Here is an 18,179-nt window from a genome sequence, read left to right as displayed (position 1 = left end):
CCCCTCTCTCCGGCGAACAGCATCCGGCAGCAAGAGGCACGGATAGGGCGGACAACTTTTCGGTTTGGGCTGCTTGATCCGGGCCCGCGAAGCGCGCATACTCGCTCCCTAAAATGCCACCCCTGGGTGGTACAGGCGACTCCACAGTGGTCTTTCCCGACCGGGTGTCAAACGGTTGAGCACCCGCCGTGAGGGCTTCGGGCACAGCGATCTTTTTGACGCTGGTCCGGTCCGCCCGCGGAGAAGCCTTCGGGGAACACAGACGATGCCGCGGTCGAAAAGCAGGGAGCGATTTGCAATGGTAGAACGTGGAACCAGTTGGCGGAGCGTCCGCACGGTGACGTCTCAAGTGCGCTCTCGGGCTGCTCGGGTAACCCGCGGCTTCGCGATCGTAGCAATCTTGCTAACCGGCTCGACGCTGGCCGATGCGGGTCTGATTCCAATGCTCGACTCCGCCACGGCGCGACAAGGTGCGGCGCAGTTGTCGGCCGAGCAACTGCGTTTTGCGGACGAAGCACAGCCCGGCTTCGCGGAATTGGAAGCGGCGGTCAATGCGTTTCGAGAGGGCAAGATTGATGAGGCGCAGGAGCAGCTCACCGCAGCGGCAAGTGTCAACGATCAGTTGCCGCCGCCGACGGTGATGCTCTCGAGAATGTTCTTTGCCACCGGCCAAGTTCGCGGCGGACGCCAGCTACTCGAACAAGCGGCGATCGAGCACGCGGACCACCCGGACGTCTACCTCGCGCTGGGCGACCTCGGATTGGTTGAAGGGCGTGTGACCGATGCGGCGCTACAGTACGAAAAGGCGCTTTCACTACTCCACGTTGCCTCGCCCGCGATGTCGCAGAAAGCAGTCGACGCGAAGAGCGGGTTAGCGGCTGTGGCCGAGCGCCGCCAACATTGGGAATTAGCGGAAAAACGGCTCGCCGAATGCGTCGAACTGGCGGCTCAAAACGCGTCGTTCAAACAGCGGCTCGCTCGAGTCCTCTTTGAGCAGCAACGCTACGAGGAAGCTGCCACTGCACTCGCCGAGGCCATGCAAATCGACAGCAAGATGCAGTTGCCGGCACTGATCATGGGCCACTGGCACCACGTCGCCGGCAATGCTGCCGAAGCAGAAGATTGGATGCAGAAGGCGCTGGAGGAAGCGCCCGAAGCACCGTCCACGCTCGTCGCCGCCGCGGTCTGGTGCTTGGAATCCGATCGTCCCCGAGACGCCCAAAAGCATCTCGAGCAACTCGCCAAGGTGCAGAGCGACGCTCCTCAGTTGCTGCACCTACAAGGAATCGCTGCGATGGACCTCGGTGATTATGAGGCCGCGGAACGTTGCTTCCAGACGCTCACGACCGAGCATCTGGGTGACTTCGCGTCATCGAATCGGTTGGTGCTCGCACTGATCGAGCAGCCGAGTGAACCGAAGCAGCGGCGGGCACTGCAAATCGCGGAGTTGAATACGCGGCAGTACCCCAACTCGCCCGAATCCCAGGCGACGCTGGGGTGGGTTTGTTACCGCTTAGGAAATCTCGATACCGCCGAACGCATTTTTGAACCTCTCCTTGCCGCGGGAGTCCTCTCTCCCGACGCCACCTACTATGCCGCGAAACTGCTCGTCGATCGCGAACGGACAGACGAGGCCGGCCAACTCCTGAGCGGTGCACTCGCTGGGTCCCAGCGTTTTCGCAATCGAAGCGCCTGCCAAAGTCTGCTTGAATCTCTCCCCGGGCATGCTGAAAAGGCTGAGAATGCTGAGAACGTGCAAGGTCCCTAAACCCTTCGTGCGTCCTCGACGGTACACAATTATCTGCCTCGATCGCTCAACGAATGAGTGGAGTCTGCGATGATCGCAATCTTGATTCGATTTTCCGTATTGACCGCGCTCGTAGCATTAGGAACAGCATCCGCCTCGGGACAAGCATTTGATGCCGGTGCGACCATGACCATGAACGTGAATTCAGATGGCACGCTCTCCATCTGGGGTTACGTTGGATACGGTCAGCTCAGTCAAATGCCAGGGGGCAATGATTTCACTGCGGTCGCGGCTGGTCGCGATCATGCCGCAGCAATCCGAGCGGATGGAACTCTTGAGTCGTGGGGCTTTGAATCGGTCAACCCCATCGTCCCCTACGAATCGCCGCCAGCCGGAAACTCCTACACCGCAATCGCCAGCGGTTACTACCATACTCTGGCCCTGCGTGCCGACGGCACGGTGGCGTCCTGGGGAGCAAAGGGTTCCGCCAAGAGCAACGTCCCGGAGAATCTAAGCGGAGTCACGGCGATCAGTGTGGGAATGCATCATTCTCTAGCCCTTAAAGACGACGGTACGGTGGTAGCCTGGGGCTATGCGGGTGACGGTCGAACCACGGTGCCTGATTTCGGTGAAAATGTTAAAGCAATTGCCGTGGCTGGAGGCGGCCACCACTCCCTGGCCCTGCTCTCCAATGGAACCGTCGAGGCGTGGGGACTCAACACCGCGGGTCAAAGCACGGTACCGAGCCAGCTATCGGGCGTCGCTGCGATTGCGGCCGGCGAGTCTCATTCGCTGGCCCTCCATTCCAACGGCACCGTCACCCAGTGGGGGACGATTGTGGCAGAACCAAATAGGCCTATGGTGCCCCAACCTGCAGAACTCTCGGACGTGGTGTATGTGAATGCAGGGTGGAGTCACAACTATGCCATCCTCAGCGACGGTACGTATGCTAACTGGGGGCGCAACGGTTCAGGCCAATTGAGTACTCCCCCAAATTCCGCGCTGCCGACCGTCGCGCGCTGGTCGACCGCCACCAGTGGCGACTACCTGCACTCCCATCGCTGGGAGCAACAGATTCCCAGCACCAAGCTCTCGACGGCGGTTTTCGACCAGGCGGGAACGTACACCGTCAGCTTTGGTAACGATGCGAGGGCCTCGAACCTGCACGTCTCGGCTGGTGATGTGACGTTTGCACAAAACGGAAACGCCTATCAAGTTGAAAACGCGCTCAATGTCACCGGTACCAATACGACGTTACGAGTCGACGGGTTGGTCACCGCGAGCAGCGTTACCAATCAGGGTTTAATCCACATCGCCAGCGGCGGCGAAATAACCGCTGGCTCGCTCACCAACACCGGAACCATTCGCAACGACGGCGTACTCAATGCCAGCGTGACGATGGCTGGTGGCGGCACTTTCAGCGGCAATGGAGAGGTCAGCGGGATGCTGACAGTCGCCGACGGAGCTTCTCTCGCCCCTGGAGCCAGCGTCGGTTCACTGCGAGCCGGCGACACGACATTCGGAGCGGGTGGCATCTTCGACTTCGAGATTAAAGATGCCCTGGCTGTTCCCGATGGCCCACTCGGCTGGGACACGCTTCAGCTCAACGGTCAGCTCCAGATCACCGCAACCCCAGCAGACAAGTTCATCGTCAACGTCAGCTCGCTCAACATGCAGGACGCGTCAGGGACCGCCTCCAATTTCGATCCGAAGCAAGACTACTCCTGGGCCTTCGTCACTGCGGCAGAGGGGATTGAGGGCTTTGATGCGGGCTTGTTCGCGATCAACTCTTCTGGATTCCAGAACTCGCTCGACGGCGGCCATTTCTCGATCGGCCACGTGGGCAATAGTTTGACGTTGCAGTTCAACTCTTCTCTATCTGCGGTCCCGGAACCTTCCAGTCTCGTGGTGCTGGGCATCTGTGGGATCGGCTGGGCCGGTTACCGAGCTCGCAACCGCAACCGCAAACGCGTGGCAAGTGGTGCTATCGAAGCGGATGCGGATTCTTCCGCGGCCCGAGCCTAGAGGCTCTGCCAGAAAACGGGAGATTTGGTCGCGAAGCGACTCCTTCCATCCTCTCTCCCCCGCCGCGCAGCGATTAGCGGGGGAGAGGGAAAGGGTGAGAGGCCAGTTTTCTGACAGAGCCCAATCCTGCAACTCCACCGCGTCTCATAAGCATTCCAGTCGATCCGAGTTCGAACTGAGGGATTCATGTCGCTCGCTGCCCCCGTTGATATCTCCGCATCCCCATCTCGAAAACATCCGAATAACACCTATGCAATCGCAGAAACTCCGCCCTGCGTCGCCGAAAGTCGAGGCTGGGCTTGGTGCTTATTCTGGACGACGTGCCTCGCCGCTCCGATTCCACTGCTGATCCCTTATCTGACGCGTCTCTGGCAACAGGAACATTATCAATTTTTCCCGCTCGCGGCCGCCAGCGTCGTCCTACTCGTCCTTGCGCGTTGGGACGGCCGTTTCCGGGCACCGCGATCGTGGTGGGGTAGCGGGTTTCTGTTGGGCGGCTGGGTAGCAACGGCACTCTCGGTCGCCATTTTTTCGCCCTGGCTGGCGATGGTCGGCTTCGTCGCACTCGCCAGCAGTTGGCTGCTTTCGGCTCGCGAAGGGAGTGGCCGCAGTCTGCTGGTTTTGGTCCTGCCCCTCTTGACGCTGATCCGCCTGCCGCTGCAGACCGATATGCTGCTGATCGTTCGGCTGCAAACCTGGACGACAAAGATTGCCAGCCTGCTGCTCGACGTCTTAATGATCCCGCACCTGACGACGGGGAACGTGATCGAGCTCACCGGTCGGGAGCTGTTCGTTGCTGAAGCGTGCAGCGGGATTCAGTCAGTGTTCACGCTCTTTTTCTTGGCGAGCCTGCTGGTCGCCTACAACCGCCATCCACTCTGGTTTACGCCCCTGTACTGGGCGGCAGCGGTGCTGGTGGCGATTATCGGAAATGCGATCCGCGTGGCGAGCGTGGCCGTGGCTGATTCCATATTCGGTTTCGACTGGGCGACGGGTTGGAGTCACGAGGTCGTTGGCTATGTGGCCCTCTCGATCGCCGTCCTGCTTCTGCTGTCGTTCGACCAATGGATTACTGCGTTCCTTCACCCGATCCAGGACGTTCCAAATTATCTCGGTTTGGAATCGAACCCTCTGGTCGACTGCTGGAACGCCTGCATGGGGATCGTCCCAGGCGAAAACGAGTTCCCCGCCGCGACCACTGCGATGCAGTCGGCGGTCGCCCCACGACGCCCTCGGTTTGGCTGGGTTCTGCCCGTGGCGATGACCACCGTTTGCCTCCTGCTATGCACTCTCACCACCCTCTCGCTGGGTTCCGGATGGAATGGGTCGGTGCGACAACCTTCGGAACAAGAGCTCACAGTCTTCTTCACGCCTCCCGAAGACATGTTCGCCGGCGTCTGGAACGATGGTTCGGTCGTCAATCACGAGATTGCTCGCGATGGTGAAGACCGCCGGCTGGGCAAAGCGGCGGACATATGGTCGGTTGCGGATTCAGAACTGCAGTACCAGGTCGTTTTGAGCCAGCCGTACATTGGTTGGCACGAGCTCTGTATCTGTTATGAGAACCTGGAGTGGGAACTCGCCGACCGCTCGATCATCACCTCGGATCAGAATGCCGCGGACAACCTGGCTGAACGCGGCAACCCCCAATTCGCGTTCGCGCGCTTTCGCCGCAACGATGACCGCCGAGGATACTTGCTGTTCGCCGCCATTACCTATGACGGCCGAGGCGTCGCACCGCCGCTCGGGCCTGGGCTCGTGGAGAGGTTGGGACAACGGTTTGCCGTTAATCCCTACGTTCCCCAACAAGAAATGATGATGGCACAGCTCTGGCTGGAGTCCGAAGAGCGTTTGCATCCTGATGACATCCAGCGTCTGAGAGAAACGTTTGATCGCGTGCGGCTACGGATACTCGAGACGGTCCGCAACTCTCCGGAGTAGCGAATCGAATCCGTTACACAATCCAAATCATCACGCAATACAAAACCTTCAAGCAGTGTATAGCAGGAGAGCGTTCGCATGGGGCACGCCTGGATTCGGCTCTGGATTCTCGCTTTCGATTTTTGCCGCTATTGGTTCGCGTCTTTCCCATGGAAGCGGCTGATCTGCGGAATGCCGTTTCTTTTACTTCTCTTGTCCCTTTCCACTGGTTTCTATCTTTTGGAAGCCCGCGAAACCGGGCTGCGGACGCTTCTGCTGAACAAGCAGCTTGGTGATGCCGTCGAGCGAGACGACTGGAAAACCGCCCGAGTGGTGCTCCACCGGCAGCTGCGTATGGCTCCGGACAACCGCCAGGCGCAGTTCGAATTGGCGCGAGCTCTGTATGCGACGGGCGAGCAAGACCAAGCGGTGCAGCTGATGCGTCAACTGGTCTACTCGGAGGAGCCTTCCCCAACCGAGAACCCAACCCAAGACCTGACACGGTTCTATGGTGCCGATCCCCAGGCAGCGGAGTGGTTGGTGGAGAACTTGTACCTCCCGAATCCCTGGGAAGAATTGAGCGACCAGGAGAAACAGGAGCTTCTGGGGTTGTTGGCATGGCTGAATCACCTGATGCCTGAACAGGTTTCGGTGAAGCAGTCGTACGCCGAGCATCTGCTCAAAGCGGAACGGTACGCCGAGGCGCTGCCGGTTCTAGTCGAACTGATGCCAGAGAGTCCGGGCATCGGGCTCCGAGCGGCGATCATCGCCCGCGCGCTCGGCGACGCCGACCAGGCAAAGCGATATGCCCAGCACTCACTCGAAAAATTCGCCACGCTGGTTTCTCAGCGGCCATCCGACGCCTCGCTGGCGCTCGCCTTGACCAGGTGCCAAATCTTTCTTGAGCGGTATCCGGACGCGGTTCAGACGCTGCGGGACGCGATGGACCGCTGTCCTCAGGAACGGTCGCTACTTGAGCATGCACTAGCCAAGGCGTACGTCACCTGGGCAGCCACCTTGCGAGGGAAGCCGGATCCGACGGTTCAAGACCAGCTGCAGATCCTGGCCCACCTGCAGCACGCGCTCGAGTATGCTCCGAATAATCAGCACGTCATTCAGATGGTCGCCGATGAGGTTCTGGCGGCCGCCGAATCCGACGACGAGCAAGTGGCGTCACTTCGCGAATCTCTACTCCGTGGAACCTCACCGGGTATCTCCCACTTCATTCGCGGAACCGCGGCGGTCCTGGCGGGCGATGACGCGAAGGGAGCGTTTCACTTGGAGCTGGCTGCGAAATCGCTCCCAGACAGCCACGTGATCCTGAACAACTTAGCCTTCGTGATGTCCCGCCAAGAGAACTCCGACCTCGAGCAAGCATTGCGGGTCGCCGAAACCGCGATCGCTCAGGCCATGCCTCCCACGCCGTATCACTACGAAACTCGGGGGCAGATCCTTTGCCAACTTGGGCGATATGTCGATGCCGTGCCCGATCTCGAGGCGGGCCTGGCTGTCCCCGCTTTGGCCGCGGCCGCCCATCGTTCACTCGCCATCTGCTACGAGCAACTGGGCGAAGAGGAACTCAGCGCCCAGCACCATGACGAGGCGGAAAAGCTAGCCGCGCCGTGATCCCTCTTCGCTACTCCGGGGCGGCAGTCCAGGAATGCGATTTCACGGCATCGGTTTCGATCGACGCGAGATGTAGTCGCCCGGCATGGTCACCGAAGATGACTCGCTCATTGTCGGCGGTCACGGCAAGGCTCGCCACCCAGGCAGGTGCTCCAGCGAATTCGCGGACCCGTTTCCCATCGACGCTCTTGTGCAGCCGAATTTTGCCATCGGAGCCAGCAGTCAGAATCTGTTCTCCACCGAGCACTCGAAGTCCATCCATCTCGATTGCCAAGCCGGGAATATCGCGAACTTGCTTTGCGTCCGCGGTGTTCCAGATGCGAATTCTTCGGTCGTCGCCTACGCTGAAGGCACGGGTTGCGTCTTCGAGAAAGCCTGCAGCGGTCACGTTTTGGTTATGACCGTTGAATGTGACGTGCAAGTCCCCGCTCGCGGCGTCGAAGATTTTTGCGGTTTTATCGCGGCTGGAGGAAATAATCGATCGACCATCGGGTGACCAAGAAATCGAGTTTACCCAGTCGGAATGGTCTTCGATCACCAGTGGCACGGCACCAGACTCATCGTACGAGAAAATCACAATCGTTCCGTCGGCTCCACAAGCCGCTTTCCATCGGGATGAAAGTCGAGCCCATGCACGCGTTCGGCGACGTTCGGAATGCGTCCGCTCAGTTCTCCCGATGGCAGGGACCACATCAAAACCTCGTGGTATCCCGAACTGGCGACGCGGAGACCGGCAGGATCCACGGCGACCGCGGACACCGGCACCGGCGCGATGTATTTCCGCGGCGGCTCGGGCTGTGGGATCCTCGGCATCAGTCGGACCAGCGGCGCCTCGGCGTCCGCCGAAGCGTCGAGTCGCGCTCCCTGGTCAATCCACTGCCGGATCGTCGAGATCTGCTCGTCCGACAGCGGATCCGCGTCGTAGGGCATCGACCCATCTTCGACCAACTGCAACAGCAGCGAATTCCCCGCGTCGCCCGGCTCGATTGCGACGCCCGAATTGGCCATCGAACGGATCGCGTGGAAGGTGGTCATGTTGTAACGCCCTTGCGGATTTCGGGCATTGTGGCAGGCCACGCAGTGCTGGTGAAAAATCGGTGCGATGTGCTTGGAAAAGGAGACTTCCGCGGAACCCTCCTCGCTAGCGGGTTCGCCAGCGTGACACTGCACGCTCAGCGGCAGAGCGAGCCCCAGCAGCCCCACTCCCGTGACCTTCCGGAGCCTCGGAAACAGCAGACGGATCGACGAGCGGATCATGGCAGATTCTTGCACGGCAAATTTATGCGAAAACATCGGTTACCGGATTGCCGGCAATCATCAGCGGGCGATTGCCTCGGTCATAGACTTCGGTCCCGGGATCAATCCCCAATGCAGAATAGATGGTTGCCGCCAAATCTTCGGGACGGACCGGATGTTTCGCCGGATACATGCCGTTCGCATCGGAGGCACCATACACATAGCCGCGTTTGACGCCCCCACCGGCTAGCAGAGTCGTATAGCACTGCGGCCAGTGATCCCGACTCACGTTCTTATTGATCTTCGGAGTCCGGCCGAACTCTCCCATCCAGACGACCAAGGTCTCATCGAGCAGACCGCGGTCCTCCAAATCATCCAACAACGTCGGGAGAGTTTGATCGGTGATCGGATCGGCGAGAAAGGCCCGCGCCTCTTCGGCCGTCGGTAACACGCCGAGCAAGTCGAGATACACGCGGCGAAGAAAGACCGAATCGCTGGCCACGCCCGCAGGGTTCAGCTTGAGCTGCCGCAATCGCGCAAAGACATACTCATCGATAAAGTTCTCCGCCGCTGGCTCCGTCCAGGCGAATTGAGGCGCGGCAGTGCGACACGCCAAGCGGACCCGGAACTGACCCTCGAGATAGCGGACCAACTCGGTCACCAGCGGAGCCGATGCGTCGGGCGGGGCGACGCCTGCTTCGATCCAGCGAGCCAGGATGGCGTGTTCCGGGGAATCCGTGGCGAACCGTTTTCCGCCTTCATGGGCCACCTGAGCCGTCGCCTTGAGCAGCGCCAGGCTCTTCTCCGGCACCATCCGGTTGATCCGCCGTTCGGCCGCCGCGTCGTTTCCGACGGCCTCTGGCAGATCACCGCGTGGGCCGTGAAGTGAGACGCTGCACACCAGCAGCACGACTGCGCAGCGGCGGAGCCACCGCAATCCAGCGTGGGGGGCAAAGTGGCGCATGGAAACCGGAGGGATGATCGGTGCGGCGGGGCTCGCGGAAGGGGATTCCCGCAAGCGGCCAGGGGAGGGTCTGGAGGTCGATCCGGGGCAAGGCAGCGACGGCCACCCCTCCCAGTTTACCAGTCCCTAGCCCGGGAGAGTAGAACTTTCGAGTTGCTCGATCAGTGCCCGCAGTTGCTCGATCTGCTGCGGAGCCAAAGGTTGCAGCGGGGGAGCCAGACGGTCACTGCAAATTCCCCTCAGTGCCAGCGCATGTTTGGGAACCTTCAAGAACCGCTGGGGGTCGTCGCCTCCGACGGCATAACAGGCTTGCAGGGCCTCGATTGCCGCTTGGTATCGCGCTGCCTCAGCCAGTGCCCCCCGCTGATGTGATTCGTAACAATCGACGAACCACTGCGGAAATAGGTGGGCTCCTCCGTTGACACCACCATCGCCGCCCAACTGCAGCGTAGCGGAAAGCAGATGTTCCGGTCCGACGAGCAGTGACCAATCGGGCCGCAGTCGTTTGAGCTCGACGGCCGCTTCGAAATATCGCAGATCACCGCTGCTGTCCTTCAGGCCGATGATCGACTCGACCTGCGTCAATCGCCGCAGCGTCTCGACCTCATACCAAACCTTGGTCAGGCCCGGCATGTTGTACAGCATCAAGGGCAACTCGAGCTCGGCCGCCAGCCCCTCGGCGTAATCGCCCAACTCCTGCTGCGTCAACGGAAAGTAGTAAGGCGGAGCGAGCACCGTGGCGGTCGCGCCTTCACCGGCAGCGATCCGTCCGAGCTCGAGCCCCATCGCCGGAACGCTCTCGGTGATCCCGACCATCACCGGCACCCGTTGGTCGACGAACTTGCAGGTTAGCATGATCAGGTCGCGCCGCACCGTTTGCGGCAAACTCGGACCCTCGCCGGTCGTCCCGAGGATGAACAGACCATGAACTCCACCTTCGATCAGGTGCTCGACCAACCGCTGCAATCCCAACTCGTCGATCGTGTCGGGACTGGCCAGAGGCGTGACCATCGGCGGCACGATCCCACGGATTGACGCAGCGGCCGGAGTCGCCAAAGTCCCGGGCACAGCAGCAGCTTCCGGCACGGCAGACGCCGCGGAGTCGCGAGGGGAGTCCATCAAGGTGCATCCTTGGAGTTACGAGGAACCGCGGTCTCCGTGAGGCCCCCGCGGGGGATCGAGCGTGCCTCTTCCCGTTCACAATGCGCCGCCCCAGCGAAGTTGTCCAGCGAGTTCTTGCGGAAGGCAGGACTTCCGATACGGACCGCCCCACCAAAACCGTCCCAAGCCGCCAAGTTTTCCCGATCGCTCGAGACACCGTTGGCGGAGAGCGATCTAGGACGTTGCTGCGGCCATCAGTTCACGGTAGGCCAGCTGGTCGTCGTGCATCCGACGGAAAACGGTGTATTTGGCCTGATGGAAATCGGCCGTCGCACCTTGGGCCGGTTCGATCACCTTGGCCACACCACTCATCCCAGCCATGGCCGCTACCAAATCGGGATATCTGCCGGCGGCCACGGCCCCCAGCATAGCGCTACCGAGCAGCACCGATTCAGGCTCCCTGGGAAGCACGACTCGGCATCCTGTAATGTCGGCATGCTCGCGAATGAAGATACGATTCTTGATCCCACCACCACACGCGAACACGGTGTCGATGCAATAGCCTTTGGCATTCATCTCCTCAATGATATGCCGCGTTCCATAAGCGATCGCCTGAACGACCGCGAGGTACAGAATCGCCAGATCGTCGAGCGACGCCGAAAGCGAAAGCCCCGAGATCATGCCTCGCAGCGAGGGATCGGCCCAGGGAGAGCGGTTGCCGTGAAAGTAGGGGCAAATATGGAGACCGGAAGTGAGCGACGCTGGAAAACTTCGACCGGCTGCAAGATCGTCCAAGCGGTCGTTCAGAATCTCGTAGACGCTCTGCTGGCGGACCCGCGCCAGCTCCTCTAACTCCGGGCTGGCTCCGTGGGTCTGGACGACGAAATCGATCAAGGCACCGGTGGCCGATTGTCCGCCCTCGGTCAACCACATTCCCGGTACCATCGCAGAATAATAAGGCCCCCAAATCCCACGGATGAAGCGGGGCGAAGCGGAAACCGCCATATGACAACTGGAGGTCCCGCCGATCAGCGCCAACCGCTGGTCCAAAGCCGCGGGGCCTGGCTCTTGGCCCTCCAGCGCAGCTCCGATCATCCCGATTCCACCGGCGTGGGCGTCGATGATCGAGACTCCAACCGCGGTTCCCGGAGCGACGCCGAGCTCCGCCGCCGCCTTAGCCGTAACCCCGCGGCCGACGGCTTCGCCCATCGGTCGAACGCGATTCCCAATGCGGCGGAACTGCTCGTCGACGAGATCTCCCAGGCCGATCTGCCGCAGGTAATCTCCGTCCCAGCCCCCCCCAACGCCCTCGCTCTTCCCTCCAGCCACGTCGCATAACTGCTCGCCCTCCCCATCGGCAGGAAGCGATGCATGGCCGAGGTAAGTCCATTTACACACGGTGCTGCAGAGAGAGCGGGTCTCATCACCCGTGGCCATGAATGTTAGAAAATCGGGCAGATCGAAGAACTGCTTCGCCCGCTTCCAACTCTGGGGCATATGCTCCTTAAGCCATAGCAACTTCGGGGTCTGCATCTCCGGGGAGATCGTATCGCCGACATACTTAAGAACTTCATACTGCCCCCGGTTGATCCGCGCTGCTTGGTCGACCGCACGATGGTCCATCCAAACGATGACATTCTGATCATCATCCCCATCCGGGCTGACCGTGACCGGTTGCTGCGAATCGCCGAGGACCACCAGCGAGCAGGTCGCGTCGAAACCAATGCCGGCAACCCTTTGGGGCTCGATCCCCGACTGGTCAACCGCGGTCCGGACACAGTGGCAGACGGCTTCCCAAATATCGCGGGAGGATTGCTCGACAAAATCTTTCGCCGGCCGATAGATCTGAATCTCGCGAGAAGCGGAGGCGAGCCGGTTGCCACTGGAATCAAACACGCCGGCGCGTGCACTGCCAGTTCCCACATCCACGCCAATGAAATACTGGTGGTTCATCGGCTAACCCTCCGCTTTCCATGCCGAACCATCCTTTTTCGTCCCGCAAAGATTGACCTTGATCCCGAGCGCCGCAGCAAAAGCGGCACGAGCGAGTAAGGCCCGGTCCGCGGAATCGGCGTCGTTCGCATAGGCGACTTGAACGTGATTGGCTTGGTGTTTAGCCATCAGCTGGTCTCGGCTCACCCCGTAGGTCACGCCATGCATGATCGGCCACACCGACGTCGTCGCTTCGAGCCGTCGTCGCGTCTCCTGCTCAGGTAGGGCAATCGATTGGCCGCGTCCGAGGTCCATGTGCAGTGAATTTTCCGCCACATAAATCCGCGACCACACAATTTCGCCCGGGCGGGCAACGCCGGCAAGCGTTGAGCCTCCCTTGGGAAAGTACATCGGCGGTTGGCGGTAACCATGGCACTGGCTCCACCCGCCGTGGTGCTCCGCGGGGGCCGAGCCGGAGATCTCAAAGACCCAGACGTACTCGTCGGTCGTCCCCGATTCGTCCGGACATCCCCAGCGGACATCGTGCAAGGTCGTTTCCACCGGCTCCTTCAGCGCTCGATGGAGCCGATTGATTAGCACTGCATCGAGTCCGGCACACTCGTCCACTTCATTGAAATGGGGGATGCAGCGGTCCGCGAACAGGACTCGCTCGCCGTCGCGGCTGGCCACCGGAGGCCGCGCGGTGCTGTTCAGTGTCCCCTCGACCAGATCGCTCGCGGGCGACAAGTCTTTCATTCCTTGCTGGTATTGGATTCCAACCGTCTCGCAGCCAAAATCATCCGCCATGCGCACGACCGCGACATACATCCGGCACTGCTCGAGAATTTGACCCTTCGTCAGCTCCTCAGCGTCGGACTCACCCAAATGGAATTGCATGCCCTGGCGCTCGTACCACTGGTAAACCGCCTCGGCCTCGGCATCCGAAACTTGACGCATCTCGTAATACAAAGCGGATTGGCTGAGCCGCTCTTTGAACATGCCGAGCGGGTTGAGCAGGTGATCGGGAATGATCGCGTTGAACATCCCCATACACCCTTCATCAAAAACGCCCATGATCGATTTTTCGTGACGCAAGCGATCGGCCAACTCTTGCCCCAGCGCTCTTAGATCCGGCGGTACAAGTTCTTGGCGGTAGGGCGTGACATGATCGACGGCATGCTCGCACCGTCCGGTCTCCAGCCATTCCTGGAGTTTTCCGGTGAAGTACTCGTCGACGAACGCTTCGCTCCAGAGCGTCGAATACGGAACCCCCGCTTTCGTGAGGGATCCGTTCAAGTTCAACATTCCGACCAGGCCTGGCCATTGTCCCGACCAGTTCGCAACCGTCAGGATCGGTCCGCGATGGCTGAGCAGCCCCGGCAGGACGTGGTGCGAGTACTGCCAAACGGCCTCTGCAACGATCAATGGCGCCTCGGGATCAAGCTGGCGAAAAACCTCCATCCCCCGTTTCTGACTATCAATAAAGCCATGACCATCGCCGGTCACCTCGTGCGCTCGCTCAATGCGATACCCGAGGTTCTCCACGGCCGCGGCAAGTTGGCGTTCAAGTTCTTGCTGAGCAGGCCAGCAAACCTGATTGGCCGAGAGGCGAGAATCTCCGCTAGCGATCAGCAGAACTTTTGGTGCATCGGGGTTCATGGAGTCGGCTTATCTCGAGGAAGACATGATGCGCAGGGAGTTAAAGTAGCGTCGTCCAGCTAGTGCGGATGCTCGTGCGAATGATCGCCGTGTGAGTGGGAGTGGTGATGGCCGTGGGACGGCTTAAAGTCGCTCGGCAGCGGCAGTGGCAATCCGAGCAGATCGCCGTTGGCCTTGAAACCATTCCCGTCGACGTCGACGAAGATGGGGTTGGATACCGCCACCGGCGCCGTCTCACCGGCCGGTCCCATCACGGGCCCAAGTTTCAGCCCTTCGCCAATGGTTGCCACGATGACATGGGCGTCCGCGTCCAACTCCAGCGGTATCACGCTGTCGAACTTGACGGTTTCGTCGGAGAATCGATCCGGATTCGCGCGTCGAGTAAAGTTCAGATGCTCCACCGGGCGGCCATTGACGAAAACTTGCACGCGGTTGATATCGAACCAGTTCGGGCACTGGATTTTTACCGAGAGATCCGCCTTACCGCCCGGCGCCGACACGTTCCCTCCGACTCCGGAAGCCGAATTGCGGCCAGGACGTTCGGCTTGCAGATAAACTTCCATGAACGGTCCGTTGGTCATCACCAACTCGCCGTGCTCCGCGGCGTGGACCATGTCCATGCAATCGATCTCCGCCGGATCATCGGTTTCGCTGCGGATGTAATTCCGCAGCCACCCGGAACCGTGGAAGTTGTAATGGGCGTCGGTGTTGACGACGCCCGGGACGCGGTAGCCGAGGTTCAGCATCTGCAACCAGTGGAAAATCGTATTGCCACGATCGCGAGCCGAGGGTTCGAGGGAGCTCGGCGGATTAAAGATTTCGCCTGGCGGATGCACTTCGATCACATCCATAAAGCCGATCATCGGCTCAAAGCCACCATCCCCTTGGCCATCCAAATCGCGGTCGGCGAGGACCTGCAGCAGATTGGGATGGTTTCCTTGTACGAGTTTATCGCTCGCGTTGTCCCACATCGCCAATCGCTCGACCTGCACGATGGGGTCGGGATCGGTGACCGGTCCCCCTCCGTCCTGCGTGCGGGGTTGATGCACCAGCGGGAACGCGTTTTGGTGGTTTACCGGTAGCGGCGATCCGGTCAGCTCCATTCCGGTGCAGGTCGCCATCCGATCGACCGCGCCGAAATACTCCAGGTCGGGAACGTAGGTCGAGATCCGATTGTGTTCGGTGCACGGAGCAAACTCGAGATGCTCGGCCAACAGGTTGAGGACTCGGCCGCGCTGACTGGAGGTATTGTCGCCGGACGGACTGGAGTGGCTGTGAAAGTCGCTGCTGACCCAGCCCGTCGTGTCGACGCTGCGGTTCAGAGCCCCCCGCAGGTTTGTCACTTCCCCTTCCCGCACTTCGATTTCCTCAACCAGTGCGTCGTACTCCGGTCCATGGCTGATCCGAACCAAGTAGTTGCCGGCGCGGATCGGCTGGCGAAATTCACCATTGGGAGTGTACCGCAAATTCTTGACACCATAGATCCCGGTGTCGGGTCCGAAGTCGGGGCTCTCGGTGCCGCTCAGTCCTACGAACTCGACCTTGCACGCGATCGCTTCGCCTTCGCCGTCTCGAAGGTTGGCAACGACGTAGCCGGGCTCGGCGAGCACGAATGGTTCGACCGGTCGGCTGCCTTCCTTGACGTCGATTGCTCGAGAGGCTTCCGGATGCACCGGCGAGGTCACGGTGGCGGTGTACTCGCCCGCGGGAAGTGAGGTTTCGAGGAGACCGCTCGCATCGGTCCGCCCCCACCCGTAGCGACTCTCGCCGCGGGCGAGCGTCACGAATGCTCCTTCGACCGGTCCCTGCGCGTCCTCGACGCGAACGCGGAGGGGATGGTCTTGGTGTTCAGCCAGTTGGCGTGCCGCGGCTTTGACCTCGAGGAGATTGCGAGCGGGGATCAGCCGCCGCACGAGCGTGTGGCTGGATTGCGGTGCGAGTGCGATCTTGGCGTTGCCCGCGTGCGCATATTGCAAGAGCGGCCGAGCTCCTCCGCTGACCATGATCCGAGCCTCGTCCGCCACGACGCCGTAGGCCTGATTCCACCACGGGTCGTAGGCCCAGAACAGGTTCAGCGGATCGTCCTCACCGAGCTCGAACCCGCGGTCCGCTCGCAGCGAATCTTGCAACGTCACCTCGAGTGGCTGCGTGTGCGAGTTGAAGTAGGTGGTGCGGACCACCAGCCAAGGCGAGCCGTCGCTCAGCTCATAACGCGTCTTCACCGCAGGCCGCCCTTCCTCGGCCGGGGCGTGCACCTCGAGGTAGACGGTCTGCCCACGGGCAGCGCAGTGCGCGGCTGGCTCGGCCGCGGCCTCGCCGCTAAGCGTCGGTTCACCGTTCGCTCCGCAGCCGAGCAGCTTCAGCGGGAATTCCGCCGCACCGGGATAGAACGCGCTCAGCTGGTCGTTCGGCCGGTCGCGAGACGTCAAGTCGATTACCGCACCGCCGACGTTTCGGACGGTCATGTTGGCGTTCCGCGTGGCGACCGGCTGGGCAATTACCGCCGTGATGAGATCGTTCCGTAGGACGTAGTCGCCGTAGATGCAGTCGACCTCCTTGCCCTGCGGCGCATACTCCTCCCACGTCTCGGGGGTCAGCGTCTCAAGCTCCGCCGCGGCGGAGCTGCCCGCCGCGGCGGCCCCGACGACAGCGGCCCCAAAGACAGCGGCGACAACCAACGTCCTGGACAAGGCAGAATTTAGCCAACGATTCATGCTCGGGTTCTCACCGTCTTGAACGGAAGGGGACAAAGGACGCCAGCCAATGTAGGCCCCAGCGAATCAAAATTCGACCCAAGAACCTTGTCACCGAATCGGAAGGGACTACAAAGCTCTGGGCGATCCTCCGCTAAGAAACCAGGTCACGAATGATGTCCTGGTGGATCAACGGGACCAGCGCTTCCACGACGATCATCGAACTCCCATGGACGCTTTTCCCATCCCCTCCGAGGTAGGGCAGCAGAATGTTAACGCTCAGAAAGCTGTGCCTGTGCGTGGCCGCAACCGTTCTGCTGATCGGCGGCTCTCGGGCCGAGGCGGGCGTGATCACGCTGGACCTCGCCCCTCCAACGATCGTCGGTTCCACCGCTTCGTTCGATGTACTGCTGACGTTTGACGGAAATCCAGATGATTTGCTTATCGCCGTGGGGCTGAACCCGATTCACGGCAGCAGTCCCGCGATTGCCGAGCCGAGTCGTTGGAGCTTCAGTCTCAGCTCGGAGCCCCCGCTCAACAGTTGGTTTGCGTCCGACACCATCGGATTGCTAGGTACCGAAGTGCTGGCGCCGAAGAACGTATTTTTCGGACCTTTCATCAAGCCTGGAGTGACACCTCTCGGTACCTTGAGCTTGGATCTTAGCGGGCTGACTCCGGGTTCAACCGTGGTTGCCAGCCTGAACAGTTCATTCACTGGCGGGATTGGGATCATCGATGGATCGCTCGCGATCAGCGGCTTGAGTCGGGACCTCACGGTGGAGCTAGGACAGCCGCTGGGCGTATCGTTCGAGGTTCCGGGAGGTCCGGTCGCCACGGTCCCCGAACCGAGTTCGCTCGCCGTCTTCGGCATCCTCTCGCTGGGCGGAACGCTGTATCGAAGGCGATCCCGCCGCCTCGGTTCCTGCAGACGCGAGGCCGAATGATTGATCAGCCGCAACGCGCGAGCGTCCGGTCATTAAGGCATTTCCAAGAACCGGGGAGCGAGGCTCTGTCAGAAAATCTGTAACGACACCCCCCCCCTCGGGAGGGTCGCGAGGAACGAGCGGGGAGGGGGATGTGCGACGTAGAGCCTCCACGTGGCGAATTTTAGCGGGCCCTCCCCGGCCCTTAGAGCACGACCCTCCCGGGGGGAGGGTAATGTCAGAAGGGAGTTTTCTGCCAGAGGCTAGCTGGACAGCGCCACTTTGGATTGGTTCGGAGCAGGACGGCTCGCGGAAAAATCGTTTAACGGCAAGCCGAAGGCGACTGCTTTTTA

At 61.0% G+C, this 18,179-nt stretch carries 12 protein-coding genes; 5 read left to right on the top strand and 7 right to left on the bottom strand.

Annotated features, from left to right (window positions below):
• The first annotated feature begins 298 nt into the window (after positions 1-298).
• The 4 genes from GNK13_RS02150 to GNK13_RS02135 all read left to right on the top strand — a co-directional run bounded on the left by GNK13_RS02150 (position 299) and on the right by GNK13_RS02135 (position 7,318).
• Positions 299-1,768, top strand: a complete 1,470-nt coding sequence (locus GNK13_RS02150; protein ID WP_164100797.1) for a tetratricopeptide repeat protein — start codon at positions 299-301, stop codon at positions 1,766-1,768.
• A 69-nt stretch (positions 1,769-1,837) separates the two neighbouring features.
• A complete protein-coding gene (locus GNK13_RS02145) occupies positions 1,838-3,772 on the top strand; it encodes an RCC1 domain-containing protein (RefSeq protein ID WP_164100796.1) in 1,935 nt (644 codons plus the stop codon).
• Positions 3,773-3,958: 186 nt separating this feature from the next.
• On the top strand, positions 3,959-5,713 hold the full coding sequence (gene xrtU / locus GNK13_RS02140; RefSeq protein ID WP_164100795.1) for an exosortase U: 1,755 nt from the start codon (positions 3,959-3,961) through the stop codon (positions 5,711-5,713).
• Between the two features lie 192 nt (positions 5,714-5,905).
• Positions 5,906-7,318 (top strand): tetratricopeptide repeat protein, encoded by a 1,413-nt coding sequence (locus tag GNK13_RS02135; protein WP_203545330.1) that lies wholly within the window; start codon positions 5,906-5,908, stop codon positions 7,316-7,318.
• Between the two features lie 10 nt (positions 7,319-7,328).
• Here GNK13_RS02135 and GNK13_RS02130 read toward each other — a convergent pair whose 3' ends face one another.
• The 7 genes from GNK13_RS02130 to GNK13_RS02100 form a co-directional block, all read right to left on the bottom strand.
• Entirely contained in the window at positions 7,329-7,865 is a 537-nt protein-coding gene (locus GNK13_RS02130; RefSeq protein ID WP_164100860.1) for a WD40 repeat domain-containing protein, read from the bottom strand.
• Between the two features lie 26 nt (positions 7,866-7,891).
• Entirely contained in the window at positions 7,892-8,590 is a 699-nt protein-coding gene (locus tag GNK13_RS02125; RefSeq protein WP_203545329.1) for a c-type cytochrome domain-containing protein, read from the bottom strand.
• Between the two features lie 7 nt (positions 8,591-8,597).
• Entirely contained in the window at positions 8,598-9,518 is a 921-nt protein-coding gene (locus GNK13_RS02120; RefSeq protein WP_164100792.1) for a DUF1501 domain-containing protein, read from the bottom strand.
• A gap of 126 nt (positions 9,519-9,644) precedes the next feature.
• Entirely contained in the window at positions 9,645-10,637 is a 993-nt protein-coding gene (locus GNK13_RS02115) for a dihydrodipicolinate synthase family protein (protein WP_164100791.1), read from the bottom strand.
• 216 nt (positions 10,638-10,853) lie between these two features.
• Complete coding sequence (locus GNK13_RS02110; RefSeq protein WP_164100790.1) at positions 10,854-12,572, bottom strand: FGGY-family carbohydrate kinase; 1,719 nt, start codon at positions 12,570-12,572, stop codon at positions 10,854-10,856.
• 3 nt (positions 12,573-12,575) lie between these two features.
• Positions 12,576-14,210, bottom strand: a complete 1,635-nt coding sequence (locus tag GNK13_RS02105; protein ID WP_164100789.1) for an L-fucose/L-arabinose isomerase family protein — start codon at positions 14,208-14,210, stop codon at positions 12,576-12,578.
• 59 nt (positions 14,211-14,269) lie between these two features.
• The gene (locus GNK13_RS02100) at positions 14,270-16,924 is read right to left on the bottom strand and encodes a CehA/McbA family metallohydrolase (RefSeq protein ID WP_203328883.1); all 2,655 of its coding nucleotides are present in this window, start codon (positions 16,922-16,924) and stop codon (positions 14,270-14,272) included.
• 248 nt (positions 16,925-17,172) lie between these two features.
• Here GNK13_RS02100 and GNK13_RS02095 point away from each other — a divergent pair, with 248 nt between their 5' ends.
• On the top strand, positions 17,173-17,847 hold the full coding sequence (locus GNK13_RS02095) for a PEP-CTERM sorting domain-containing protein (protein ID WP_164100787.1): 675 nt from the start codon (positions 17,173-17,175) through the stop codon (positions 17,845-17,847).
• Positions 17,848-18,179: the final 332 nt, after the last annotated feature.

The sequence above is a fragment of the Candidatus Laterigemmans baculatus genome (genome assembly GCF_010367455.1).
GTDB classification, from domain to species: domain Bacteria; phylum Planctomycetota; class Planctomycetia; order Pirellulales; family Pirellulaceae; genus Laterigemmans; species Laterigemmans baculatus.
The sequence above is the reverse complement of the archived record's forward strand: the minus strand, read 5'-3'. Positions and strand labels throughout refer to the sequence as shown.